Below are 23,555 nucleotides of genomic sequence, written 5' to 3' on the forward strand. Positions count from 1 at the left end.
GCTATACAACCAGAATAAGAGATGCACAGAATAATTAACCATAAACAACCATCATTCCTCGTAGAGTATGAGGAACGAAACTTGATGTTCAAAATACGATTCCAAATGAGGACAGGTTCACAGTAAAAGGGAGGATATAAAAAGTGAGAAAGAGTTTAATTACACTTGGTTTGGCTTCCGTCATCGGGACAAGCAGTTTTTTGATCCCATTTACAAGTAAAACTGCATCGGCGGAAACATTAGATGAAAAGAAACAAAAAATCGAAAGTAAGCAATCTGAGGTTGCTTCCAGCATTGAAGCGAAGGAAAAAGAATTAACTGAGCTTCAGGAAAATCAATCAAAGATTGAAAAAGAACTGCAAGACATTAACGCTAAGGCGCTTGATACAAGCAACAAGATCGAAGATAAAAAAGAAGAAAACGATAAAACAAAAGAAGAAATCAAAAAACTGAAAAAAGAGATTAAAGAAACAGAAGCACGCATCGAAAAACGCAATGAAATCCTGAAAAAACGCGTTCGTTCTTTACAGGAAAGCGGCGGATCTCAAGGATACATAGATGTTCTTTTAGGATCAACAAGCTTTGGTGACTTTATCTCTCGTGCGACTGCGGTTTCATCTATTGTGGACGCAGACAAAGATTTAATCAAACAGCAAGAGCAGGATAAAGCGAAGCTCGAAGATTCTGAAGCGGATTTGAATGACAAGCTGAAAGAAGTTCAAGCTGCATTGGCTAAATTAGAAACAATGCAAAAAGACCTTGATAAACAGCTTAATGAAAAAGACAAGCTTTTCGACGAAGCAAAAGCAAGCCAAAAGAAAACGGCTAAAGCGATTTCTGAATTAAAATCAGAGGCGTCTGAACTTGCAAATCAAAAAGCAAATACTGAAGCTGAACAAGCTCGCATCAAAAAAGAACAAGAAGCAGCTGCTGCTTTGATCAAAAAGCAGGAAGAAGCACAAAAAGCATCTGATGAAACACAAACAGATGACAGCCAAACGGCTACAACTGAATCAGCAAAAGCAAGCTCATCTGATGATTCTTCAGACAATTCTTCTAACGGTTCATCAGACAGTTCGTCTAACGGCTCATCTTCTAAGAAGAGCAGCGGCTCAAACAGTAATTCAGGCGGCACTGTTATCAGCAACTCCGGCGGAATTGAAGGCGCGATCAGCGTTGGTTCAAGCATTGTAGGACAATCTCCATACAAGTTTGGCGGCGGGCGCACTCAGTCTGATATCAACAATCGTATTTTTGACTGCTCATCATTCGTACGCTGGGCATACGCTTCTGCAGGTGTTAACCTTGGACCTGTTAGCGGAACGAGCACTGACACTTTAATTAATAAAGGAAGAGCTGTCAGCCCGTCAGAAATGAAGCGCGGAGACTTAGTTTTCTTTGACACATACAAAGTAAACGGTCACGTTGGGATTTATTTAGGAAACGGAACGTTCCTTAATGACAATTCTTCACATGGTGTTTCAATTGATTCTATGAATAACCCTTACTGGAAAAAATACTTCAATGGTAATGTAAGACGTGTTGTTCAATAATAAATAAGACAAGGGCCTTCTATGGACAGAAGGCTCTTTCTTTAATATATACATACCCTTTTGAAATACATTTAATCGCGTTTCAAAAAAAATGAGCAAAAAAATAGCGTATCACCATGAGATTTTATAGGATATGGGTAAGGAATACGTTTGATGGGGATTCTTATCTTATAAGAAAGAGCCCAAACTTGAAAAGATGGTTTAAGGAGTGAATAGTGTGTCAGAAGAAAAAATTTATGACGTGATTATAATCGGCGCGGGCCCTGCTGGGATGACGGCCGCTGTATACACATCGAGAGCAAATTTATCGACATTAATGATTGAAAGAGGAATTCCCGGCGGACAAATGGCCAATACGGAAGATGTAGAAAACTATCCTGGATTCGAAAGTATCCTTGGGCCTGAGCTTTCTAACAAAATGTTTGAACACGCGAAAAAATTCGGCGCCGAATACGCTTATGGCGATATTAAAGAAGTCGTTGACGGCAAAGAGTACAAAGTAATTAAAGCTGGTTCAAAAGAATATAAAGCGCGTGCTGTCATTATTGCTGCAGGTGCGGAGTATAAAAAAATCGGTGTGCCTGGCGAGAAGGAATTAGGCGGACGCGGTGTATCTTATTGTGCGGTATGTGACGGGGCTTTCTTTAAAGGCAAAGAGCTTGTTGTTGTCGGCGGCGGAGATTCTGCGGTTGAAGAAGGTGTGTACCTGACACGTTTCGCTTCCAAAGTAACGATCGTTCATAGACGTGATAAACTCCGTGCGCAAAGCATTCTTCAAGCGAGAGCATTTGATAATGAAAAAGTTGACTTCCTATGGAACAAAACCGTGAAAGAAATTCATGAGGAAAACGGCAAAGTCGGTAACGTAACGCTTGTCGATACGGTAACCGGTGAAGAAAGTGAATTCAAAACAGATGGCGTATTCATTTACATCGGCATGCTTCCTCTATCTAAACCGTTTGAAAACCTGGGCATTACGAATGAAGAAGGCTACATCGAAACAAACGACCGCATGGAAACTAAGGTTGAAGGGATTTTCGCTGCCGGAGACATTCGCGAAAAATCACTGCGCCAAATCGTAACTGCTACAGGAGACGGAAGCATTGCGGCACAAAGCGTTCAGCATTATGTCGAAGAGCTTCAAGAAACGCTGAAAACCTTAAAATAAAAAGGGCTGTCATACGAGTTTCATATTACGTTACTGGGTTTTAATTCCGCTGTAACACATGTGTAATGCTTTTCGGTTATGATTAATAAAGTAATTGACCCCCTTTTTATAATGAATACACTTTTTTGGCACGGATTCTCCAGTTATCCGTGTCCTTTTTTTGTCCAAAAATAAAAGATGAATGCCGATTAAAGCAAAATCATCTGAATTAACGAAAGAATATGCTGTAAAATAGAAGAAAAGATTGTCAATGTCTCTTCATTGTGGGAGGCATCTTGAAGCGGTATAATAAAGAGACGATGACAGGACGAAGGTTAGGTGACGTACTTGCAAAGAGTGACAAATTGTGTGCTTCAGACGGATGACAAAGTTCTTCTGCTGCAAAAGCCGAGACGCGGCTGGTGGGTCGCGCCGGGCGGCAAGATGGAGAGCGGAGAATCAGTCAGAGACTCCGTCATCAGAGAGTACAGAGAAGAGACTGGTATCTATATCATAAATCCTCAATTAAAAGGCGTTTTTACCTTTATTATTAAAGACGGTGACCACATTGTCTCCGAGTGGATGATGTTTACGTTTGTCGCTGATTCTTATACAGGACAAAATGTATCAGAATCAGAGGAAGGCAAACTGCAGTGGCACGATGTCAATGACATTCAGAGCCTGCCTATGGCCCCTGGAGACGGCCATATCCTTGATTTTATGATGAAGGGACAAGGGCTGCTGCACGGCACATTTACGTATACACCGGACTTTGAGCTGCTCAGTTATCGTTTAGACCCGCAGCATATCAAATAGAAAGACAAGTCAGGGGGGAGAAAGATGAGTGTTAGTGAATCACATGATATTCAGCTTGTCATTATAACCGGAATGTCGGGAGCGGGGAAAACTGTCGCCATTCAAAGCTTTGAAGATCTCGGCTATTTCTGCGTCGATAATCTTCCGCCTTCATTGCTTCCGAAGTTTTTAGAGCTGATGAAGGAATCAAATTCGAAAATGAGCAAAGTTGCGCTCGTGATGGATCTGCGCGGCCGCGAATTTTTTGACCGGCTGATTGAAGCGCTGGATGAAATGGCCGAGAATCCGTGGATCACACCGCGAATTTTATTCCTGGACGCGAAGGATTCCATTCTCGTCACGAGATATAAAGAAACGAGACGCTCGCATCCGCTGGCAGCGACTGGCCTGCCGCTTGAAGGCATTGCGCTGGAACGAGAGCTGCTTGAGGAATTAAAAGGCCGTTCTCAAATTATTTACGATACATCTGACATGAAGCCGCGTGATTTGCGCGAAAAAATTGTAAAGCACTTTGCCTCAAACCAAGGAGAGACATTTACCGTAAATGTGATGTCATTTGGTTTTAAATACGGTATCCCGATTGACGCAGATCTCGTCTTTGATGTCAGATTTTTGCCGAATCCGTACTATATCGAAAGCATGCGGCCGCTGACTGGCAAGGATGAAGAGGTTTCCTCTTACGTCATGAAGTGGAATGAAACGCAAAAGTTCAATGAGAAATTAATTGATCTGCTGAGCTTTATGCTTCCATCTTACAAAAGAGAAGGAAAAAGCCAGGTCGTCATTGCGATCGGCTGCACAGGGGGCCAGCACCGCTCTGTGACACTTGCCGAGAATCTAGCTGATTATTTCAAAAAGGATTACTATACTCATGTTACTCACCGGGACATTGAAAAGAGAAGCCGGAAATAAAATGGGACAAAAGCCGAAAATCGCAATCTTTGGCGGCGGTACAGGCCTTTCTGTATTGCTTCGGGGCCTAAAGCATAAACCTGTTGACATCACGGCCATTGTAACAGTTGCCGATGATGGGGGAAGCTCTGGCCGTCTGCGGAATGAACTGAAAATTCCGCCTCCCGGAGACATCAGAAATGTGCTTGCCGCTTTATCCGATGTGGAGCCGCTTGTTGAAGATCTTTTTCAGCACCGCTTCAATAAAGGGAATGACTTAACAGGCCATTCTCTCGGGAATTTGATTTTGGCAGCGATGACAAATATAACCGGTGATTTTTTTCACGCTGTCACAGAAATGAGCAAGGTGCTGAATGTAAGAGGGAAGGTTTTGCCAGCCGCAAATACCAGTGTTGTTTTGCATGCTGAGATGGAAGATGGCCGCGTGGTCTCAGGCGAGTCAACGATCCCGGCATACGGACAGCGCATTAAGCGTGTTTTTCTCACGCCTGAACAGATTGATCCGCTGCCGGAAACAATAGACGTGATCAGGGAAGCGGATTTGATTATTATTGGCCCGGGAAGCCTCTATACAAGCATTCTTCCCAATTTGCTCGTCCCAAAAATCGGGGAAGAAGTGATAAAGGCGCCGGCGAAAAAAGTATACATTTGCAACGTGATGACTCAGCCCGGTGAAACGCTCCATTACACCGCTGCTGATCATGTGAAAGCGCTCAATCAGCATATGGGCTGCGGTTTTATTGATACGATATTAGTGAACAGTGAAGACATTCCCGACGAAATAAAGCGTAAGTACGAAATGGAATCTGCACGTCCTGTTGATTTTGATATCGATGAGCTGAAAGCGATGGGGCTTGAAGTCATCAGAGACCAAATCGTAACGTATAAAAATGACGTAATTCGTCACGATACACATAAAGTGGCCTCTCTTCTTGTTGATTTACTGAAAGAATGAAGCCTTGAAATGAGGTGGCTATATGTCATTTGCATCAGAAACAAAAAAAGAATTAACCAATCTGGAAGTGAAAGACTGCTGCATTAACGCCGAGCTGTCTGCACTCATCCGGATGAATGGAGCTTTATCATTTACAAACCGCCATCTCGTACTCGATGTTCAAACCGAAAACGCGGCGATTGCCCGCCGCATCTATACATTGCTGAAAAAACAATATGACGTGTCGGTCGAGCTGCTGGTCAGAAAGAAAATGCGGCTGAAAAAGAACAACGTCTATATTGTGCGTTTTTCAGAAAATGCAAAAGCGATCTTAGAGGATTTAAAAATACTCGGGGAGAATTTTGTGTTTGAACGAAGTATTTCGAAAGAGCTGGTCAAAAAGAGATGCTGCAAGCGTTCTTATATGAGAGGAGCATTTTTGGCAGGAGGTTCGGTCAATAACCCGGAAACCTCCTCATATCATTTAGAAATCTTCTCTCTTTATAAGGAGCATAACGATTCATTATGTGACCTGTTAAATGAGTTTCAGTTAAACAGCAAAACGCTTGAACGGAAAAAAGGCTACATCACCTATTTAAAAGAGGCTGAAAAGATTACAGAGTTTCTGAACGTAATCGGCGCTCACAACTCGCTTCTGCGATTTGAGGATGTCAGAATCGTCCGGGACATGAGAAATTCGGTCAACCGCCTCGTCAATTGTGAAACAGCCAACTTAAATAAAACGATCGGCGCTTCGCTGAGACAGGTGGAAAATATTAAATACATCGATGAAAGAATCGGCCTGGAGGCGCTTCCTGAAAAACTTCGGGAAATCGCGCAGCTGCGGATTGATTATCAGGAAGTGACGCTGAAAGAGCTGGGGGAAATGGTAGCAAGCGGGAAAATCAGCAAATCAGGGATCAATCACAGGCTGAGAAAACTTGACGAAATCGCAGAACAGCTGCGGACAGGGCAAACCGTCACTTTAAAATAACCGTAAAGAAAAGGGGAGATCTTATGGTTCAACAGAAAGTGGAAGTTCGATTAAAGACAGGACTGCAAGCACGTCCTGCTGCTTTGTTTGTACAAGAAGCAAACCGGTTTACGTCAGATGTGTTTCTTGAGAAGGATGGGAAAAAAGTAAACGCCAAAAGCATCATGGGGCTGATGAGCCTGGCGGTAAGCACAGGCACTGAGGTTACCTTGATTGCCCAGGGAGAAGATGAACAAGAGGCGCTGGAGAAGCTGGCTGCTTACGTTCAAGAAGAAGTTTAGGTGATAAAAATGAGTGACTTTCTAAAAGACTGCTTTCAGAAAATCGGCTGGGAGAAAGACCATGTCAGCTTCGGCGATCTTCCTCTTTTTCTCAAAGCAATGGCATACCGTTTTCCATTTGAAAACCGTGCCGTACTCGCAAAAGAGAATTATAGGGTAACAAAAGAAGATCTGTGGCGCCGCCTGGTCAAAGAACAGCACGGCGGCCTATGCTACGATTTAAATGGCTTCCTTTATTTTGTCTTGCGTGATGCCGGGTTTCATGTGAAGCTCATTCGAGGAACGGTTTATGCAGGCAATCAAGAGGGATGGGCGCTAGAAGGGACGCATGCTGCTGTATTGCTGTCTGCGGAAAACGGCGATTACCTCGTTGATATTGGCTTCGGCATCAACCTGGCGCTTCAGCCGATACCGCTTTCCGGAGAAACGGTACAGTCACCAGTCGGGTCATTCCGAATCAAAAAAGAAGAGACAGAAATGGGCAGCCATTTGCTGCTGATGGACAAAGGAGAAGGCTGGCAAATTGGGTACGCCTTTACCCTTGAAGAGAGCGATCTCTGTGATTTAGATAACATGAAGGACATGATTCACTCTCATGAAAAATCTCCTTTTAACAAATCACCGCTTGCCTCAAAGCTGACACCGAGCGGAAGGATGGTCATGTCAGACCGCCATTTCACGATTCATGAAAACGGCGGTGACATTCAAAAAAGGGATATCGGCCCTTCAGAATTTGAAGAGAAATTAAATACTCATTTTTTGTAATGTGAAAAGCTTGCAGGTTATCTGCAAGCTTTTTCTTATGAGCAAGTGTAGATTGCTGTATCAAATGCGTCTTCAGGGATATACAGTTTTCCCTTTTCGTATTTATAAGGAATCTCATTCTCTTTAAAACACTCTTTGGTATAGTCAGTTAGTGTATCTCCAATTTCTATGTATTTCCCGGTATAGTTGGGCTGACATGCTGAAAGAATTGACGTAATGGCCAGAAACAGCATGATTTTCTTCATCACGACACCTGCCTATTATGAAAATTTTACCTATACCATTCTATCATATCGAAAAGAAAAAGACCGATTTACTATTCTGCACATGCTATAATAATTTTGGAATCTTCTAGAAAAATCATCGTGATGTACATATAAGGGGGATCAACGTGTATCAGATTTTGCTTGTGGAAGATGATGAGCGGATTGCTTCTTTGCTGGGCGGTCATCTTCAAAAATACGGATATGAAGTAAAAATTGCTGAACAGCTGAATGATATAAAATTGGAATTTGCAGAAATGAAGCCTGATCTTGTCCTGCTTGACATCAACCTGCCTTTTTTTGACGGGTTTTATTGGTGCAGGCAAATACGTACGATTTCTAATGCGCCGATTATCTTTATATCAGCACGGACCGATGAGCTGAATCAGGTAATGGCGATTGAAAATGGCGGCGATGATTATATCACAAAGCCGTTCCATATAGAGGTAGTGATGGCCAAAATCAAAAGCGTCCTGCGCCGCACATATGGTGAATATTCGCCCTCTTTGCCGCAGGAATCAAGAATAGTGGAACTTGGCGGGCTGACGATTTATCCTGATCAGAATGAAGCGGAGTGGAACAGTGTCCGAATTTTGTTTTCCCAAAAAGAATTCCAGCTTCTCTCGATTTTTGTGAGGGAGCATAAAAAAATTGTCTCCCGTGATGTGCTATTGGAGGCGTTATGGGATGACGTTGATTTTGTCGATGACAATACGTTAACGGTCAATGTCAACCGGCTGCGGAGAAAACTGGAGAATGCCGGACTGAAAGATTGTATTTCAACAATCAGAGGACAGGGCTATCAATTTCAAGTCAATCGGAAGGATGAAGCGGAGTGTTAAAGACGTATCTCATCGACCGTTTCGCCATTATACTATTTTCATTATTAGGGATAGGGGCCAGCATGCTGATTGCGTATTTAAGCATCATAGAGAGCGGCGCAGAACCATCTAAAGAAAATATGGTGTATATATGGATTTTGCCTGGTGTTCTTTTAGCTGCCGGTTTTGCAGCTGATTACGTTCGGCAATATTCCTTTCTCACCTATGTCAAAAAGCTTGCAGAGCAAGCGTCTGCTGCAAATGACATCGGACAGTCTTTGAAAGCCCGAAAGCCAAGAACAGGAGAGCAAGCGCTTTGGACGAAAATGATCAACGCGCTCGGGCAGCAATACGAAAGCAGGCTCTCACAATATATCAATCAGCAAAAGCAGCATTATACCTTCACCAATCAATGGGTCCACCATATGAAAACACCGGTATCCGTCATTTCCTTAATGATTCAGGAAGGAAAAAGCGGAACCGCACCCTCTTTTCCGACGTTTTTAGAGGAGCTGGAGGATGAGAATGAGAGATTTCGCCACGGTCTTGATATGATGCTGCAAACGGCTCGGCTGGAGGAATTTTCCTTTGATGTAAAACCGCAAACCTTTGATTTGGCAGAAATGGTTCGTTCACTGATCAATCAGGAAAAACGTCAGTTTATTAAACGGCGCCTTTTTCCAACATTACATGTGCCGCCAAATGCCGTTCAGATTTCCAGTGATCAAAAGTGGCTTTCCTTTGTTGTCGAGCAAATCCTTTTCAACGCTTTAAAATATTCAAAGCAAGGTGTGGGAGACCCTATTACAATCCGGATTGAAACGGAGGGACATGAGACGCGCCTGTCGGTTGCTGATGAAGGCATCGGTATACCGCCGCAGGATCTGCCGCGGATTTTTAACGCGTTTTTCACCGGAGAAAACGGACGAACCATGAAAGAGGCAACTGGAATGGGCCTTTATTTAGCAAAACAGGTGTGCAGCCGTCTCGGCCATAAGCTGTATGCGGAATCAGAAGAAGGAGCTGGCACTGTGATGACCATCGTGTTTTCAAGTGACACCCTCGTGAATGTGACAGCATTGTAAGGTTGGGGAGCGGAATTGCAAGAAAGTTCGATGGGAGGATGCTGACTTCCTTTTTATAATAAAGAAAAAGGAGGAGCAGAACATGAACGTGTTGCAAACAACGAACCTATCGAAAACGTACTATTCAAATAAAGGGACAATCTCATATCAAGCGCTCAGCGGCTTTGATCTCAGTGTGGCAAAAGGAGAATTTGTCGGGATTATGGGGCCGTCTGGAAGCGGAAAAACCACGCTCCTGAATTTGCTGGCTACCATTGATAAGCCGACGCAGGGCGAGATGATGATCAACGGCATTCAGCCGAAAACGTTAAAGGATCAGGACCTGGCTATGTTTCGCAGAAGAGAACTCGGCTTTGTCTTTCAGGACTTTAATCTGCTCGATACGCTGACAATACGTGAAAATATTCTCTTGCCGCTCGCATTAGATAAGGTAAAGCTGAAAGAAATGGAAGCCCGTTTGGATGAACTGGCGGATACGCTGCAAATTAAGCATATTCTTGACCACCGGACATACGAAGTGTCGGGCGGGCAGCAGCAGCGGGCAGCCTGTGCCAGAGCGATTATTCACAATCCGGCCCTCATTCTTGCAGATGAACCGACAGGAAACCTCGACTCAAAATCGGCAAAGCAAGTGATGAACACACTGGCTCAGCTGAATGAAGAAAAGGAAGCGACGATTTTATTGGTTACGCATGATGCTACAGCGGCAAGCTTCTGTAAACGGATTGTGTTTATTAAAGACGGACGTTTCTTTTCAGAGATTCACAGAGGAACAAACAGGCAGGTGTTTTATCAAAGTATATTGGATACCTTGAGTGTGTTGGGAGGCGATTTTCATGAATTTGAGAACCATCGCCCGTAAAAACATTCTTGGGAATCTGCAACGATATGTCGCCTACTTTTTAAGCTGTGTGTTTGCCGTTTCGGTGTTTTTTGTCTTCACATCTTTTATTTTTCATCCTGATGTCAATGAAGACAATATATATGGCGGAAGCCTTGTCAAAACATGCTTGAGTGCAGCTCTTGTCGTCATCATTGTGTTTTGTATATTTTTCATCACATATTCCAATTCGGCTTTTTTGCAGGCAAGAAAGAAAGAGTTTGGCCTGCTGACGCTGTTTGGCACATCAAAGCAGCAGCTTCGCAAAATGATTTATTATGAGCAATCACTCATTTCTCTTGCAGCGATTGCGGCCGGCATTGGAGCAGGTCTTTTATTTTCAAAACTGTTTTTTATGATCATGACATGGATGCTCAGCGTGAAGGTGCCGATTTCGTTTGCCATTGTACCGAAAGCGTTTGTGATGACAGCTGTCGGTTTTCTCATCCTGTTTCAGACGCTGCTCATTTTATCACTGGGGCGGATTCGGAAGCTGGAAATCATTGAACTGATTAAATCGGCCCAAAAGCCGAAAAGCCTGCCGGTCTATTCGAAATGGCTCACTGTGCTGTCTTTGCTATGTCTTGGCAGCGGTTATTACTTATCTGCAACAGCCAATGCGATCGACATGATGTTTCGTGTCTTTCCAATTTTGATCTTAGTATTGATCGGGACGTATTTCTTTTTTACCCAAAGCAGTGTGGCGTTCTTCCGCATGCTGTACAGAAAGAAAAACAGCTTCTATAAAGGCACGAATATTATTGTGCGTTCCAACATGATATTCAGGCTGAAGGATCATGCACGCATGCTGTTTTTAACCTCTGTCATTACGGCGGTCATACTCACAGCTACAGGTGTCATCTATATGTTTTATTCCGATTTACAAACGCAGGAGGAGCAAAGCATTCCTCAGTCTGTTTCCTGGGTGGAAAAAGACGCGTCGCGATTTCAGGTCATGAAGCCTGAGACGGCTGAGCATACATTGAAAAAAGCTCATGCTGTTATCAAGTATAAGGTGGATACAACAGGGATTCCGGTCACTTTCCAATCAGATTTGCCGTATGGAAACAAGAAAACAGAAACGGAAGCCTTGCTGATTCCAGCAAATATCTATAATCTAGTCGCAAAGGAAAAAGGGCTTCCAGTTATTCATTTACAAGAAAATGAAGCATTTATTAATGTTCCTTTTCAAATGATGGTGAAAGACACATTTGGAGAAGGGGAAACAGCGGCATTTCATATGAAGTCAGGAAAAACACTTTCCTACACAATGAAAAAGCAGCAAAACAAAGGGATATTGATGTCAGTCGATGGAGTCAGCCGTTTATTGGTCGTCAGCGAAAAGAGCTTTGACAGTCTGTCACAGAATGTGCCGCTGAAGGAACAGATGAGAGTGGTAGGTTATGAGCTTGAGAATTGGCAGGAGACGGTGGATGTCTCTGAAAAGCTTGAAAACATGGTGCCGAAAGAACATACATCTGATTTTCAAACGCGTGCTCCAAGCTATCAAATCGTGAAGCAGGGAGTTGCATTAATGCTGTTTATTGGTCTGTTTGTCAGCGTGCTGTTTTTTATCGTGCAAGGAAGCATGCTGTATTTGCGGATGTTTACAGAAATAGAAGATACAAGAGTGCAAGTTTTAGCATTAAAGAGAATGGGAATTACGGACAGAGAGATTCACTCGATCCTTGGAAAACAAATTGGATTTTTGTTCTTCATCCCATTTATTGCGGGCACAATTCACGCCGGCTTTGCGTATGCTGCGTTAAGCAATATGCTGAATTCCAACTTATTTTTTGAGGCAGTAATTGTCATCTTCATTTATTTTGTGTTCCAGGCTGTTTATTATATCGTTACCCGCCATATTTATAAGCGTGCTGTTCTTCAGCGTATGTAATATAAAATCCGGTCTGTATCAGACCGGATTTTTGATTTATTGAAATTCTCTTGTGAGATTTTTCGGTGTTTGTCCTTGAATGGCTGCGATCATATTTTCGGCAGCCTGTTTGCACATGTTGAAGCGCACTTTAGCTGTTGCTGAACCAATGTGAGGAAGCAACGTGACATTATCCAACTGTAAGAGCGGGTTATCTTGGGTAACAGGCTCTTTTTCGTATACGTCTAAGCCGGCTCCTCTGATCCAGCCTTCCTGAAGGGCGCGAATCAGCGCTTTTTCATCAACTGTCTTTCCCCGGGAAATATTGACGAAAATTGCTGAATCCTTCATCATCTTAAATTCACGTTCGCCTATCATATGGTACGTTTCATCTGTTAGCGGCGTAATGAGCAGAATAAAATCAGATTGCTTCAGCAATGTATCAAGCTCAGCGTACTTAACGCCGATGCTGTCTTCCGTTTCTTGTTTGCGATGGCGGTTATGATAAAGCACTTCCATATCAAAACCAAATTTGGCGCGTCTCGCTGCTTGTTCGCCAATTCTACCCATGCCGATAATGCCTAACGTTTGATGATGAACGTCAATGCCGAAAAGCGCTTCCTCTTCAACGGTTCCCCATTTTCCCGCTCTGACAAAACGGTCCAGTTCGGCAACACGTCTGGCAGAAGACAGAATCAAAGAAAAGGCCAGATCTGCTACTGTGTCATCCAGTGTATAAGGTGTATGAGTGCCGACGACTCCTCTTTCTTTCATTGCTTCTATATCGAAGTTATCGTAGCCTACTGATTGGTTGCTGACCACCTTGAGCTTTGGCGCGTGTTCCAGCAATTCACGATTGATTGACGGTCCGGACGTTCCTGACGTTAAAAGCCCTTCCGCATCTTTTAATTTCTCAAATAGCACATCACTCGGAAGCGTATCCTCCTGCCATACCTCATAACGGCAATGTTCACCGATGAATGCTTCAATCTCTTCAGGAATCGGTTTTGTGATAAATACAAATGGTTTCAACAAGGCTCCCCCTTTATGGCTGTCGTCCATTTTATTATATCGGAAATAAATAGATGTTAAAAATATGGCTGCGTCCATTTTAATTTCTGGTTCTTTTGAACTTAAAATGGAGATCGGACAGCTAAATCCGCTTAAAAAAGTTTTTTAATTATCAGAATTCACCTATATTTTTTGTCAGACAAATCATCAATATCGAGTTGGAGCCAGATTATAGGATTCAATAAATATAAATTTTATTATCTTTGAAAGATATAAATGTTTATGTTTTGATTCTACAGTCCAATTATAGTGTCTTTTTTTGAAAGCCTTTTCGCAGTGAATTCCTATGCTATAATTCCTTACTGTAAGCTGGGGAAGAAGGCTTGCAAAATTATATGGATGGGAGATGAATCAAATGGTTTCTTTAACATCAATTTTGGAACACAATCAGTGGTTTGTCAGAGAGAAGAAGTATGAACCGTACAAAACGACAAAGTTTCCTTCAAAAAAGCTCGTCATTGTCACCTGTATGGATACAAGGCTTACAGAACTTCTTCCGCAAGCAATGGGGCTTAAAAACGGTGATGCTAAAATTGTAAAAAACGCGGGAGCCATCGTTTCTCACCCATTTGGAAGCGTGATGAGAAGCATACTGGTGGCGATTTATGAATTGCAGGCTGAAGAGGTATGCATTATCGGCCATCATGAATGCGGAATGTCAGGACTGAATGCTTCCTCAATTCTTGAGAAAGCAAAGGAACGCGGAGTAGAGGATAGCTGCCTGAATTTGCTGACGAGCGCCGGACTTGATTTGAAAACGTGGCTGACCGGCTTTCACAGCGTGGAAGAAAGCGTTTCCCACAGTGTGAATCTGATCAAGAACCATCCGTTGCTGCCGAAAAAGGTGCCGGTACACGGGCTTGTCATTCATCCTGAAACAGGAAAACTAGATGTGGTCATTAACGGTTATGAAACTGAGCTCATAAACACACATTTATAAGGGAGGTTATAGCAAAATATGCGATTCTCAGGGAGATTCAAGGGATACAATTTGCAGAAATTTCAGAAAGATTTAATTGCAGGTATTGTAGTAGGTGTCGTGGCAATTCCATTAGGGATGGCGTTTGCCATTGCCTCGGGAGTCGAGCCTGAATATGGGCTGTACACTGTTGTTATAGCTGGGATTTGTATTTCTTTGTTTGGAGGATCTAAATATCAAATTGGCGGTCCGACGGGCGCCTTTGTCCCAATTTTATTCGGCATTATCATGCAGTATGGCTTGGAAAATCTGCTGATTGCCGGGTTTATGGCAGGAGTGATGCTGGTGCTGTTCGGGCTGTTTAAGCTCGGAAAAATAATGAAATTCGTGCCGAAACCCGTTATCGTCGGTTTTACAGCCGGAATTGCCGTGCTGATCTTTACGGAACAAATCGCTAATTTTCTCGGATTGAGAAATGTTGAAAAACATGAGAACTTTCATCACAACATGTTTGAAATTGTGCAGCAGCTCGGCACCTTTAACGTGTATGCCATTTTGACAGCTGTGATCGGGCTCGTCATTTTGCTTGTATCCGCCAAGGTGATGCCTAAAGTGCCGGGCGCTTTGTTGGCGCTTCTTATTTCCACAGTGGTCGCGGTTGTCTTTTTCCCTGACCGCATGGCAACGATTGGGTCAACTTATGGAGAAATCCCCCGCCATTTGCCTGAATTTCAGTTTCCTGAGCTTACTCTGGATAAAATGGTCATGCTGTTTCCGGCAGCGCTTGTCATCGCGCTTCTTGGAGGACTTGAGTCGATTTTGTCGGCAATGGTCGCTGATAACATGAAGGGCTCAAAGCATGACAGCAACAAAGAGCTTGTCGGCCAGGGGATTGCGAATATGGCAGCGCCCATGTTTGGCGGAATCCCGGCTACAGGAGCGATTGCGAGAACGGCGACCAATATAAAAAACGGAGCGGTTTCCCCCGTTTCCGGCGTCGTTCACGGTGTAGTCGTTCTCCTTGTCCTGCTTGTATTCGCGCCTTATGCCTCCCATGTGCCGCTTGCCAGTATGGCACCGATTCTTATGGTGGTGGCGTGGAATATGAGTGAGCGCAAGGAAGTCGCAAATATGCTGAGACTGAAAAACGCTGATTCCTTTATTTTGGCGGCGACCTTCGCCCTCACGGTTCTGTTTGACTTAATCATCGGTGTGGCAACCGGATTGCTGCTTGCATTCGTGTTCTTTATCAGAAGAATGAGCGAAGCGACCCGCATCCACAATCAGGAATCGCATCCTGTTCTGGCGAAGAGAGAAGATCCATCTGTCAGCATGTATGCAATAGAAGGGCCGCTGTTTTTCGGATCAATTGATTCGCTTGAATCGTCATTGCTGGAGCATGTACAGAAAAAACCGAAAACCCTCATCCTGCTCATGAATAAGGTGCACTATATGGATACGTCAGCTGAAGCGGTGCTAGGGAACATTATGAATCGAATTAAGCGCCACAATGGAAAGCTGATGATTGTAGGATTACAATCGCAGCCGAAGGAGCTGCTGCATAAAACAGGCCTTTTTCACAAAATAGGAAAACAGCATTTCTTTGATCACCATGATGAAATCACAGGTTAAAAAAAGCGGCCATTGCGGCCGCTTTTTTCATGCATGCTCAAATCGTTTTGTCAGTTTTTCTTGGTGGGCCTTCATGACGTCTTCTAAAGAGACACCATACATATCAGCAAGAATGGCGATATTTCCGATGACATCTCCCATTTCTTCGATCAATTCTTGTTTTTTCTCAGCGCGTGACGATTCTTTCTCATCCGGCCGGTCTCTGCCAATTTCATACGCCCTCACAGCCCGGGCCAGTTCTCCGGCTTCCTCCATTAAAAAGCCGACCCGAATAAACGGCCCGTATTCTGTCCAGCCTCTTTTTTCGTAAAACTCTTTCATCCATTTTTCTGCATCAGCCAGCTGCAACATCATCACTCCTGCATTCTTTATGTATTTCATATTGATATTATCACATGAAGATGGGACAATATATAGTGTCTTTCGGGATATTTAACACGATATATAGATGCGGAGATGACAAGATGAAAACCATTTGTGTATTTGCAGGGTCAAACCCAGGGGGAAATGAAGCGTATAAAAGAAAAGCGGCAGAGCTTGGCACGTACATGGCTGAGCAGGGAATCGGGCTTGTCTATGGGGGCTCCCGCGTAGGCTTGATGGGCACGATTGCTGACGCGATTATGGAAAACGGCGGAACTGCAATCGGGGTCATGCCGAGCGGTTTGTTCAGCGGGGAGGTTGTTCATCAAAACCTGACTGAGCTGATTGAAGTAAACGGGATGCATGAACGAAAGGCTAAAATGAGCGAGCTGGCGGACGGCTTTATCTCAATGCCGGGAGGGTTCGGTACATATGAAGAATTATTTGAAGTGCTTTGCTGGGCACAGATCGGCATCCACCAAAAACCAATCGGACTGTACAATGTAAACGGATATTTTGAACCGATGATGAAAATGGTGAAATACAGCATACAAGAAGGGTTTTCTAACGAATCGCACCTAAAGCTGATTCACAGCTCATCACGGCCGGATGAGTTAATTGAGCAAATGCAAAATTATTCTTATCCGATTTTAGAGAAAAAGTGGACGGAAATTTAAAAAAGAGCCTTTCTCGTGAAGGACGTATTTGGTCTAATTGCCGGGCAGAGAATGTATTAAAAATCGAGTTTTTTAACAATGTGAGGTTTCCAGAAGGAAATCTCTTTTTTATTTCTCTTTTGCCTGTATTGTATATTTAGCAGTAATAGAGGACTTTTTCACTAGTTTGGATAATAAGCACAGTTAAGGAGGGGATGAAAATGGCAACGTTGTCAGATGTGGCAAAAAAAGCTAATGTTTCGAAAATGACGGTATCACGAGTGATCAATCACCCTGAGACGGTGACAGATGAATTGAAAAAGCTTGTTCATTCTGCGATGAAAGAGCTGAATTACATCCCTAATTATGCGGCAAGAGCGCTCGTGCAAAACAGAACACAGGTTGTAAAACTATTGATTCTTGAGGAAATGGATACGACAGAACCATATTACATGAACCTGCTGACCGGAATCAGCAGGGAGCTGGATCGCAATCACTATGCTCTCCAGCTTGTGACAAGAAATTCTCTCAATATTGGCCAATGTGACGGCATTATTGCCACCGGCTTGAGAAGAACTGATTTTGAAGGTGTAATAAAAGCGTTTGAGAAGCCGCTCGTCGTATTCGGGCAAAATGAAATGGGCTATGACTTTATCGATGTGAATAACGAGAAAGGCACTTTTATGGCAACCCGACATGTGATGGGGCTGGGTGAGCGGGAGGTGGTCTTTTTTGGCATTGATTTAGATGAGCCTTTCGAACGTGCAAGAGAACAGGGGTATATACGGGCGATGAATAAAAGCTTTAAAAAGACGAATATGTTTCGGGTCGACAACAGTTCTACGAAAAGTGAAGGCCTTGCAAGAGAACTGCTGACATCCATGGACAATCAGGCGGCATTTGTCTGCGCATCTGATCGAATCGCGCTCGGCGTCATTCGTGCGGCACAATCGCTTGGAAAGCGAATTCCAGAAGATGTGGCGGTTACCGGGAATGACGGTGTGTTTCTTGATCGCATCTCCTCACCGCGGTTGACTACGGTCAGACAGCCTGTTGTTGAAATGGGAGAAGCCTGTGCGAAAATGTTGCTGAAAAAAATGAATGAAGACGGTGCTGCTCAAGGAAGCCTATTTTTTGAACCAGAGTTAATTGTACGAGAATCAACGCTGTAAGCGCCTTATTCTGTTATCGGTAACAGGGGGAAAAGGATTGTTCCTGCTATTCCGTCATGATACTTTCAAACTATGAGCCGGCTTCAATAACACGGAAATCAAAGGGGGAAAGATGATGGAATATGCAGCGATTCACCATCAGCCATTCAGTACTGATGCTTATTCTTATGATGGGCGGACAGTGCATATCAAGATTCGGACGAAAAAAGATGATGCAGATCACATTCGAGTCATTTGGGGTGATCCCTATGAGTACAACGACGGCAGCTGGTCGGCAAACGAGCAGCCGATGAAGAAAATTGTCGCAACAGACGTGCATGACTATTGGTTTGCTGAAGTGGTGCCGCCATTTAGGCGTTTACAATATGCGTTTGTTGTAACAGACGATCATGAAGACATCTTTTTCGGAAGTTCGGGTGTATGCCCTTATAACGAAAAAACACTGGAAACGATTCATTATTACTTTAAATTTCCGTTTGTTCACGAGGCTGATACATTTCAAGCGCCTGAATGGGTCAAGTCAACGGTTTGGTATCAAATTTTTCCGGAGCGTTTTGCAAATGGAAGAGAAGACTTGTCACCGAAGAATGCATTGCCGTGGGGGAGCAAGGACCCGGGCGTCAATGATTTTTTTGGAGGAGATTTGCAAGGGATTGTTGACAAGCTTGATTATTTAGAGGATTTAGGGGTGAACGGCATTTATCTGACGCCGATCTTTTCCGCGCCTTCTAATCATAAATACGACACGCTGGATTACTTTTCTATTGATCCGCATTTTGGGGATCCGGAGCTTTTTCGTACATTGGTCAGCCAGCTTCATCAGCGGGGGATGAGAATTATGCTAGATGCGGTTTTTAACCATATAGGAAGCGCGTCTCCGCAATGGCAGGATGTCGTCAAAAACGGAGCTCGATCCCGCTATAAAGACTGGTTCCATATTCACTCTTTTCCCGTCATAGGCGACAATTATGACAGGTTTGCTTTTACAGCTGATATGCCGAAGCTAAACACGGCTAATCCCGAAGTGCAGAAATATTTGCTTGATATTGCTTTGTACTGGATTCGCGAATTTGACATTGACGGCTGGCGTTTGGATGTCGCAAATGAAGTGGATCACGTGTTTTGGAAGACATTTAGGCAGGCTGTATCTACTGAAAAGCCTGACGTTTATATTTTAGGTGAGATCTGGCATTCTGCCGAACCCTGGCTTAGAGGGGATGAATTTCATGCGGTGATGAACTACCCTTTTACAGAACCTATGAATGAATACTTTGCTGACCAGACGATCCCAGCCTCACGTATGGCCCACCGTATCAATGCACATTTGATGAATGGGATGAAGCAGGCCAATGAGGTGATGTTTAATTTACTGGATAGCCATGATACAAAGCGCCTTTTGACCAGATGCCGCAATGATGAGAAGAAAGCTCGCGCGTTGCTGGCCTTTATGTTTGCCCAGACAGGCTCACCATGCATCTATTACGGAACGGAAATCGGGCTGGACGGTGAAAATGATCCATTGTGCCGGAAATGTATGGTTTGGGAAAAGGAAAAGCAAAACCAGGACATGCTGCGATTTATGAAACGGTTAATTGCTTTACGCAAGCAGGAAAACACTTTGTTGACTGAAGGACATCTTGAGTGGAATCTGCTGGATGACAAAAATGATTTTATCAGCTTTTCGCGGACTCTCGATGAAAAAATACTGATTTATTTCTTTAATCAGGGGAATGCGGTTCAACACGTCAGTTTACGAGATTTAAATATTGAAAGGAATAAGAAAATCTGCGATGCATGGACAGAGCAGCCGCTTCATCATCACGATGTCATTGCCGTTCAGCCGGGGGAATTTTTGATTTTGAGTGCTGCCGCCCCAGTATAACATTCTGTTATCGGTAACAAATCAAAAGTTGTTGTAACCGCTTTCTGCAGGACAATACAATTGTTATAGTTTCGTAAATAGAAGGGGGAAAAGAGATGGTTCTTTTTAAAAAGGGGTTCGCCATATTGGCGGCATCATTTCTGGCAATCAGCCTTGCCGCCTGCTCAAGTTCAAAAAATCCAGCAAGCGCTGATGGCAAAAAGGTGCTGACTGTGTCTGTCGAGGAAACGTATAAAGAATACATTGAAAGCATCAAAGCAAAGTTTGAAAAAGAGAATGATGTCACAGTAAAAATTGTTGAAAAGCAAATGTTCGAACAGTTGGAAGCGCTTCCTCTTGATGGCCCGGCGGGTAACGCGCCTGATGTTATGCTTGCTGCATATGACCGGATCGGCGGTTTGGGACAGCAGGGGCATTTGCTCGACATTAAGCCCTCTCATACAAAGAGCTTTGGAGAGAAAGAAATGCAGCAGGTGACAGTTGACGGCAAAGTGTACGGAATGCCGCTAGTCATTGAGACACTTATTTTGTATTACAACAAAGATCTTTTAAAAACAGCACCCAAAACATTTAAAGACCTTGAAAAGTTAATGGAGGATCCTCGATTCGCGTTTGCTTCGGAAAAAGGAAAATCAACCGGATTTTTAGCAAAATGGACTGACTTTTATATGTCGTACGGCTTATTGGCTGGATACGGCGGATATGTATTTGGAAAAAACGGCACAGATTCCGGGGACATCGGCCTGAACAACAAAGGGGCTGTGGAAGCGGCGAAATATGCAGAGAAATGGTTTAAAACCTATTGGCCGAAAGGAATGCAAGACAATTCAAGCGCAGACGACTTTATTCAGCAGATGTTTTTAGAAGGCAAAGCGGCTGCGATCATTGGCGGACCGTGGTCAGCTGCCAACTATAAAGAAGCTAATTTGAACTACGGAGCAGCTCCCATTCCGACTTTGCCAAATGGAGAAGAATACGCCCCTTTTGCCGGCGGGAAGGGCTGGGTTGCTTCGAAATATACAAAAGAACCCGAGCTGGCTGAAAAATGGATTGAGTATGCTGCAAATGATGCCAATGCTTACGCTTTTTATGAGGATACAAACGAAGTTCCAGCCAACACTGCTGCAAGGAAGAAAGCCGATGAGCAAAAGAATGAACTGACGTCAGCTGTGATTAAACAATATGAAACAGCAACGCCGACTCCAAATATTCCGGAAATGGCTGAGGTATGGACAGGAGCGGAAAGCTTGATTTTTGATGCAGCTTCAGGAAAAAAATCCACACAAACAGCAGCGGATGATGCTGTAAACACCATAAAGGAAAATATTAAAGAAAAGTATGTGAAATAAAACGGCGGGATAGCGTCCGGAAGAATAGAGGGCGGAAAAATGAATAAACATCATACACTTGCAAAGCAAAAACGAAAGGCAGGGCTTTTATCGATCATTCCAGGACTTGGGCAGATTGCGAATCAGCAGTTGTCAAAGGGGCTCTTATTTCTTGCCATCACAGGCTTGTTTGCTTTTGAATTATGCGTTTTCGGTATTCAGGCGCTAACCGGATTGATGACATTGGGAAGTGTTGCCGGTGAAGACCACTCGCTGTTTATGCTGATTGAAGGCACGCTGCAATTGATCGTGACGGTGATTTTCCTCATGTTCTATATCTTTAATATTCATGATTCGCGTAAGACCGCCGCAATGAAAGCGGCGGGTTTGGAGATCAATACATCGGCCAAGGATATGCTCAGTTATGCGGGTGATAAAGGGTTTCCATATCTCTTTACACTGCCGGCATATATCATGATGGTATTTGTGATTATCTTTCCGGTTTTGGTGACTCTGTTTGTTGCATGTACAAACTATGATTTTTATCATATACCGCCTAATCATCTGATTGACTGGGTCGGGTTTAAAAATTTCTTGAATATTTTTTTCCTTGGCTCCTATCGTGAAACATTTGTAAATGTACTCGGCTGGACGGTCATCTGGACCATTTGTGCAACAACGCTGCAAATCATTTTAGGTATTGTGACGGCCCTTTTCGTCAATCAGGATTTTATCAAAGGCAAGCGGATATTTCGAATGATTTTCTTATTTCCATGGGCTGTTCCGGCGTTTATTACAATCATGAGTTTTTCCAACATGTTTAACGACAGCATAGGAGCGGTGAATGCACAGGTGATTCCACTATTCAATCATCTGCCGTTTGTTGAGCTGCCTGCGATCGCGTGGAAGACCGATCCTTTCTGGACAAAGACAGCCCTCATTATGATTCAGACGTGGCTGGGCTTTCCATATATTTATGTCATGGTAACGGGAGTGCTTCAGGCGATTCCAGGTGAATTATATGAAGCGGCAAAGATTGACGGGGCCACTTTTATTCAGCGTTTTCGGCATATTACATTTCCGATGATTTTATTTGCGACAGCACCCGTGATGATTACTCAGTATACGTTTAATTTCAATAATTTCTCGATCATCTACTTATTTAATGAGGGAGGACCAGGCAGTGCGGGAGCCGGGGCCGGGTCGACCGATATCTTAATTTCGTGGATTTATAAACTGACAACAGGCACATCACCCCAATATTCTGTTGCGGCGGCTGTGACACTGTTAATTTCTTTCATTGTCATTGGAATTTCACTGATTGCTTTCAAAAAATCGAATGCTTTTGGCAATGAGGAGGTTATGTAGGTGAACGCGAGAACTGCCAGATTCCTTAGTAGAATCTGTACGTATTTGTTTTTAACGCTTTTAAGTATTGTCATTATATATCCGTTGCTGATTACGGCATCATCAGCCTTCCGTGTGGGGAATTCGGCGGCTTTTCAGCTCGATTTTTCGGGGGCTTGGACATTGGATCATTTTAAGCGGCTATTTGACGAAACGCTTTATCTCAATTGGTACAGCAATACACTCGTCATCGCGCTATCGGTTATGGTTTTGCAGGTTACAATCGTGACGCTTGCCGGGTACTCGTACAGCCGTTATCGGTTTGCAGGCAGAAAAAAGAGCCTGATATTCTTTTTAATCATTCAAATGGTGCCGACGATGGCAGCGCTGACTGCTTTTTATGTCTTAGCGATGCTGATAGGCGCACTCGATCAATACTGGTTTTTGACAGCCATCTATATCGGCGGCGGAATACCGATGAACACGTGGCTGATGAAAGGTTATTTTGATACTGTGCCGAGAGAAATTGATGAAGCCGCGCGAATTGACGGAGCGGGCCATCTGAGGATTTTCGCTTCAATCGTTCTGCCGCTTGTTAAGCCAATGCTCGCGGTGCAAGCACTTTGGGCGTTTATGGCACCGTTTGGCGATTATTTGCTGGCAAAGTTTTTGCTTCGCTCACCGGAAAGGCTGACCATTGCTGTAGGGCTGCAGTCCTTTATTTCAAATCCGCAGCAGCAAAAAGTCGCTCTATTTGCGGCTGGTGCCATCCTTGCCGCACTGCCGATATGCGTTCTATTCTTTTTTCTCCAAAAGAACTTTGTGTCCGGTTTGACAGCCGGCGGAACAAAGGGGTAA

23 protein-coding genes are annotated in these 23,555 nt (G+C 43.7%); 20 read left to right on the plus strand and 3 right to left on the minus strand.

What is annotated here, in order from left to right:
* Window positions 1-143 precede the first annotated feature (143 nt).
* The 8 genes from cwlO to BFW96_RS03505 all read left to right on the plus strand — a co-directional run bounded on the left by cwlO (window position 144) and on the right by BFW96_RS03505 (window position 7,402).
* On the plus strand, window positions 144-1,553 hold the full coding sequence (cwlO, locus tag BFW96_RS03470; protein WP_069838653.1) for a peptidoglycan DL-endopeptidase CwlO: 1,410 nt from the start codon (window positions 144-146) through the stop codon (window positions 1,551-1,553).
* A 217-nt stretch (window positions 1,554-1,770) separates the two neighbouring features.
* Window positions 1,771-2,721 carry a thioredoxin-disulfide reductase gene (gene trxB, locus BFW96_RS03475; RefSeq protein ID WP_069150380.1) on the plus strand — a complete coding sequence of 317 codons (951 nt, stop codon included), beginning with the start codon at window positions 1,771-1,773 and terminating at the stop codon, window positions 2,719-2,721.
* A 318-nt stretch (window positions 2,722-3,039) separates the two neighbouring features.
* The gene (locus BFW96_RS03480) at window positions 3,040-3,516 is read left to right on the plus strand and encodes an 8-oxo-dGTP diphosphatase (protein ID WP_080478281.1); all 477 of its coding nucleotides are present in this window, start codon (window positions 3,040-3,042) and stop codon (window positions 3,514-3,516) included.
* A 24-nt stretch (window positions 3,517-3,540) separates the two neighbouring features.
* Window positions 3,541-4,428 carry an RNase adapter RapZ gene (gene rapZ / locus BFW96_RS03485; RefSeq protein ID WP_003235371.1) on the plus strand — a complete coding sequence of 296 codons (888 nt, stop codon included), beginning with the start codon at window positions 3,541-3,543 and terminating at the stop codon, window positions 4,426-4,428.
* Between the two features lies 1 nt (window position 4,429).
* Window positions 4,430-5,383 (plus strand): gluconeogenesis morphogenetic factor, encoded by a 954-nt coding sequence (gene mgfK, locus BFW96_RS03490; protein WP_040082505.1) that lies wholly within the window; start codon window positions 4,430-4,432, stop codon window positions 5,381-5,383.
* A 22-nt stretch (window positions 5,384-5,405) separates the two neighbouring features.
* Window positions 5,406-6,356 carry a DNA-binding protein WhiA gene (gene whiA, locus BFW96_RS03495; protein ID WP_003243775.1) on the plus strand — a complete coding sequence of 317 codons (951 nt, stop codon included), beginning with the start codon at window positions 5,406-5,408 and terminating at the stop codon, window positions 6,354-6,356.
* A gap of 23 nt (window positions 6,357-6,379) precedes the next feature.
* Window positions 6,380-6,637, plus strand: coding sequence for an HPr family phosphocarrier protein (locus tag BFW96_RS03500; protein ID WP_003219835.1), 258 nt, complete (start codon window positions 6,380-6,382; stop codon window positions 6,635-6,637).
* Window positions 6,638-7,402 carry an arylamine N-acetyltransferase family protein gene (locus BFW96_RS03505; RefSeq protein ID WP_082032946.1) on the plus strand — a complete coding sequence of 255 codons (765 nt, stop codon included), beginning with the start codon at window positions 6,638-6,640 and terminating at the stop codon, window positions 7,400-7,402.
* Between the two features lie 35 nt (window positions 7,403-7,437).
* On the opposite strand, the gene BFW96_RS03510 is transcribed toward BFW96_RS03505, so the two are convergent.
* Complete coding sequence (locus tag BFW96_RS03510; protein WP_014665489.1) at window positions 7,438-7,647, minus strand: hypothetical protein; 210 nt, start codon at window positions 7,645-7,647, stop codon at window positions 7,438-7,440.
* 146 nt (window positions 7,648-7,793) lie between these two features.
* Between BFW96_RS03510 and psdR the strand changes: the two genes are divergently transcribed.
* The 4 genes from psdR to psdB all read left to right on the plus strand — a co-directional run bounded on the left by psdR (window position 7,794) and on the right by psdB (window position 12,348).
* On the plus strand, window positions 7,794-8,507 hold the full coding sequence (psdR, locus tag BFW96_RS03515; RefSeq protein ID WP_069838654.1) for a two-component system response regulator PsdR: 714 nt from the start codon (window positions 7,794-7,796) through the stop codon (window positions 8,505-8,507).
* A complete protein-coding gene (psdS, locus tag BFW96_RS03520; RefSeq protein WP_069838655.1) occupies window positions 8,501-9,571 on the plus strand; it encodes a two-component sensor histidine kinase PsdS in 1,071 nt (356 codons plus the stop codon). Before psdR ends, psdS begins: the two co-directional genes overlap by 7 nt.
* A gap of 82 nt (window positions 9,572-9,653) precedes the next feature.
* Window positions 9,654-10,433: a lantibiotic ABC transporter ATP-binding protein PsdA gene (psdA, locus tag BFW96_RS03525; RefSeq protein WP_014665486.1), complete on the plus strand. Its 780-nt coding sequence runs from the start codon at window positions 9,654-9,656 to the stop codon at window positions 10,431-10,433.
* The gene (gene psdB / locus BFW96_RS03530) at window positions 10,408-12,348 is read left to right on the plus strand and encodes a lantibiotic ABC transporter permease PsdB (RefSeq protein ID WP_069838656.1); all 1,941 of its coding nucleotides are present in this window, start codon (window positions 10,408-10,410) and stop codon (window positions 12,346-12,348) included. Before psdA ends, psdB begins: the two co-directional genes overlap by 26 nt.
* Before the next feature lie 36 nt (window positions 12,349-12,384).
* Here the strand turns inward: psdB and BFW96_RS03535 are convergent, their stop codons facing one another.
* On the minus strand, window positions 12,385-13,362 hold the full coding sequence (locus BFW96_RS03535; protein ID WP_083252786.1) for a 2-hydroxyacid dehydrogenase: 978 nt from the start codon (window positions 13,360-13,362) through the stop codon (window positions 12,385-12,387).
* Between the two features lie 382 nt (window positions 13,363-13,744).
* Here BFW96_RS03535 and BFW96_RS03540 point away from each other — a divergent pair, with 382 nt between their 5' ends.
* Window positions 13,745-14,338, plus strand: coding sequence for a beta-class carbonic anhydrase (locus tag BFW96_RS03540; RefSeq protein ID WP_083252787.1), 594 nt, complete (start codon window positions 13,745-13,747; stop codon window positions 14,336-14,338).
* A gap of 18 nt (window positions 14,339-14,356) precedes the next feature.
* Window positions 14,357-15,949 (plus strand): SulP family inorganic anion transporter, encoded by a 1,593-nt coding sequence (locus BFW96_RS03545; protein ID WP_069838659.1) that lies wholly within the window; start codon window positions 14,357-14,359, stop codon window positions 15,947-15,949.
* 27 nt (window positions 15,950-15,976) lie between these two features.
* Here the strand turns inward: BFW96_RS03545 and BFW96_RS03550 are convergent, their stop codons facing one another.
* Window positions 15,977-16,297, minus strand: coding sequence for a MazG nucleotide pyrophosphohydrolase domain-containing protein (locus BFW96_RS03550; protein WP_040081731.1), 321 nt, complete (start codon window positions 16,295-16,297; stop codon window positions 15,977-15,979).
* Between the two features lie 116 nt (window positions 16,298-16,413).
* Here BFW96_RS03550 and BFW96_RS03555 point away from each other — a divergent pair, with 116 nt between their 5' ends.
* From BFW96_RS03555 to mdxG, 6 genes are all read left to right on the plus strand, one after another.
* The gene (locus BFW96_RS03555) at window positions 16,414-16,989 is read left to right on the plus strand and encodes an LOG family protein (protein WP_014665480.1); all 576 of its coding nucleotides are present in this window, start codon (window positions 16,414-16,416) and stop codon (window positions 16,987-16,989) included.
* 200 nt (window positions 16,990-17,189) lie between these two features.
* Window positions 17,190-18,140, plus strand: a complete 951-nt coding sequence (locus BFW96_RS03560) for a LacI family DNA-binding transcriptional regulator (protein ID WP_040081733.1) — start codon at window positions 17,190-17,192, stop codon at window positions 18,138-18,140.
* 112 nt (window positions 18,141-18,252) lie between these two features.
* Window positions 18,253-20,022 (plus strand): maltogenic alpha-amylase, encoded by a 1,770-nt coding sequence (gene mdxD, locus BFW96_RS03565; RefSeq protein WP_069838660.1) that lies wholly within the window; start codon window positions 18,253-18,255, stop codon window positions 20,020-20,022.
* A 95-nt stretch (window positions 20,023-20,117) separates the two neighbouring features.
* Window positions 20,118-21,371 (plus strand): maltodextrin ABC transporter substrate-binding protein MdxE, encoded by a 1,254-nt coding sequence (gene mdxE, locus BFW96_RS03570; protein ID WP_069838661.1) that lies wholly within the window; start codon window positions 20,118-20,120, stop codon window positions 21,369-21,371.
* A 39-nt stretch (window positions 21,372-21,410) separates the two neighbouring features.
* Complete coding sequence (mdxF, locus tag BFW96_RS03575) at window positions 21,411-22,718, plus strand: maltodextrin ABC transporter permease MdxF (protein WP_040081736.1); 1,308 nt, start codon at window positions 21,411-21,413, stop codon at window positions 22,716-22,718.
* Window positions 22,719-23,555, plus strand: coding sequence for a maltodextrin ABC transporter permease MdxG (gene mdxG, locus BFW96_RS03580; RefSeq protein ID WP_069838662.1), 837 nt, complete (start codon window positions 22,719-22,721; stop codon window positions 23,553-23,555).

The sequence above is a fragment of the Bacillus sp. F56 genome (genome assembly GCF_001748205.1).
Taxonomy (GTDB): Bacteria; Bacillota; Bacilli; order Bacillales; family Bacillaceae; genus Bacillus; species Bacillus stercoris.

Coding starts and splice junctions, on each gene's coding strand:
- BFW96_RS03510 (WP_014665489.1), bottom strand. CDS start 7,647: ATGAAGAAAATCATGCTGTTTCTGGCCATTACGTCAATTCTTTCAGCA.
- psdA (WP_014665486.1), top strand. CDS start 9,654: ATGAACGTGTTGCAAACAACGAACCTATCGAAAACGTACTATTCAAAT.
- mdxD (WP_069838660.1), top strand. CDS start 18,253: ATGATGGAATATGCAGCGATTCACCATCAGCCATTCAGTACTGATGCT.
- whiA (WP_003243775.1), top strand. CDS start 5,406: ATGTCATTTGCATCAGAAACAAAAAAAGAATTAACCAATCTGGAAGTG.
- mdxE (WP_069838661.1), top strand. CDS start 20,118: ATGGTTCTTTTTAAAAAGGGGTTCGCCATATTGGCGGCATCATTTCTG.
- psdB (WP_069838656.1), top strand. CDS start 10,408: ATGAATTTGAGAACCATCGCCCGTAAAAACATTCTTGGGAATCTGCAA.
- BFW96_RS03560 (WP_040081733.1), top strand. CDS start 17,190: ATGGCAACGTTGTCAGATGTGGCAAAAAAAGCTAATGTTTCGAAAATG.
- mgfK (WP_040082505.1), top strand. CDS start 4,430: ATGGGACAAAAGCCGAAAATCGCAATCTTTGGCGGCGGTACAGGCCTT.
- rapZ (WP_003235371.1), top strand. CDS start 3,541: ATGAGTGTTAGTGAATCACATGATATTCAGCTTGTCATTATAACCGGA.
- BFW96_RS03500 (WP_003219835.1), top strand. CDS start 6,380: ATGGTTCAACAGAAAGTGGAAGTTCGATTAAAGACAGGACTGCAAGCA.
- mdxF (WP_040081736.1), top strand. CDS start 21,411: ATGAATAAACATCATACACTTGCAAAGCAAAAACGAAAGGCAGGGCTT.
- BFW96_RS03545 (WP_069838659.1), top strand. CDS start 14,357: ATGCGATTCTCAGGGAGATTCAAGGGATACAATTTGCAGAAATTTCAG.
- BFW96_RS03540 (WP_083252787.1), top strand. CDS start 13,745: ATGAATCAAATGGTTTCTTTAACATCAATTTTGGAACACAATCAGTGG.
- BFW96_RS03555 (WP_014665480.1), top strand. CDS start 16,414: ATGAAAACCATTTGTGTATTTGCAGGGTCAAACCCAGGGGGAAATGAA.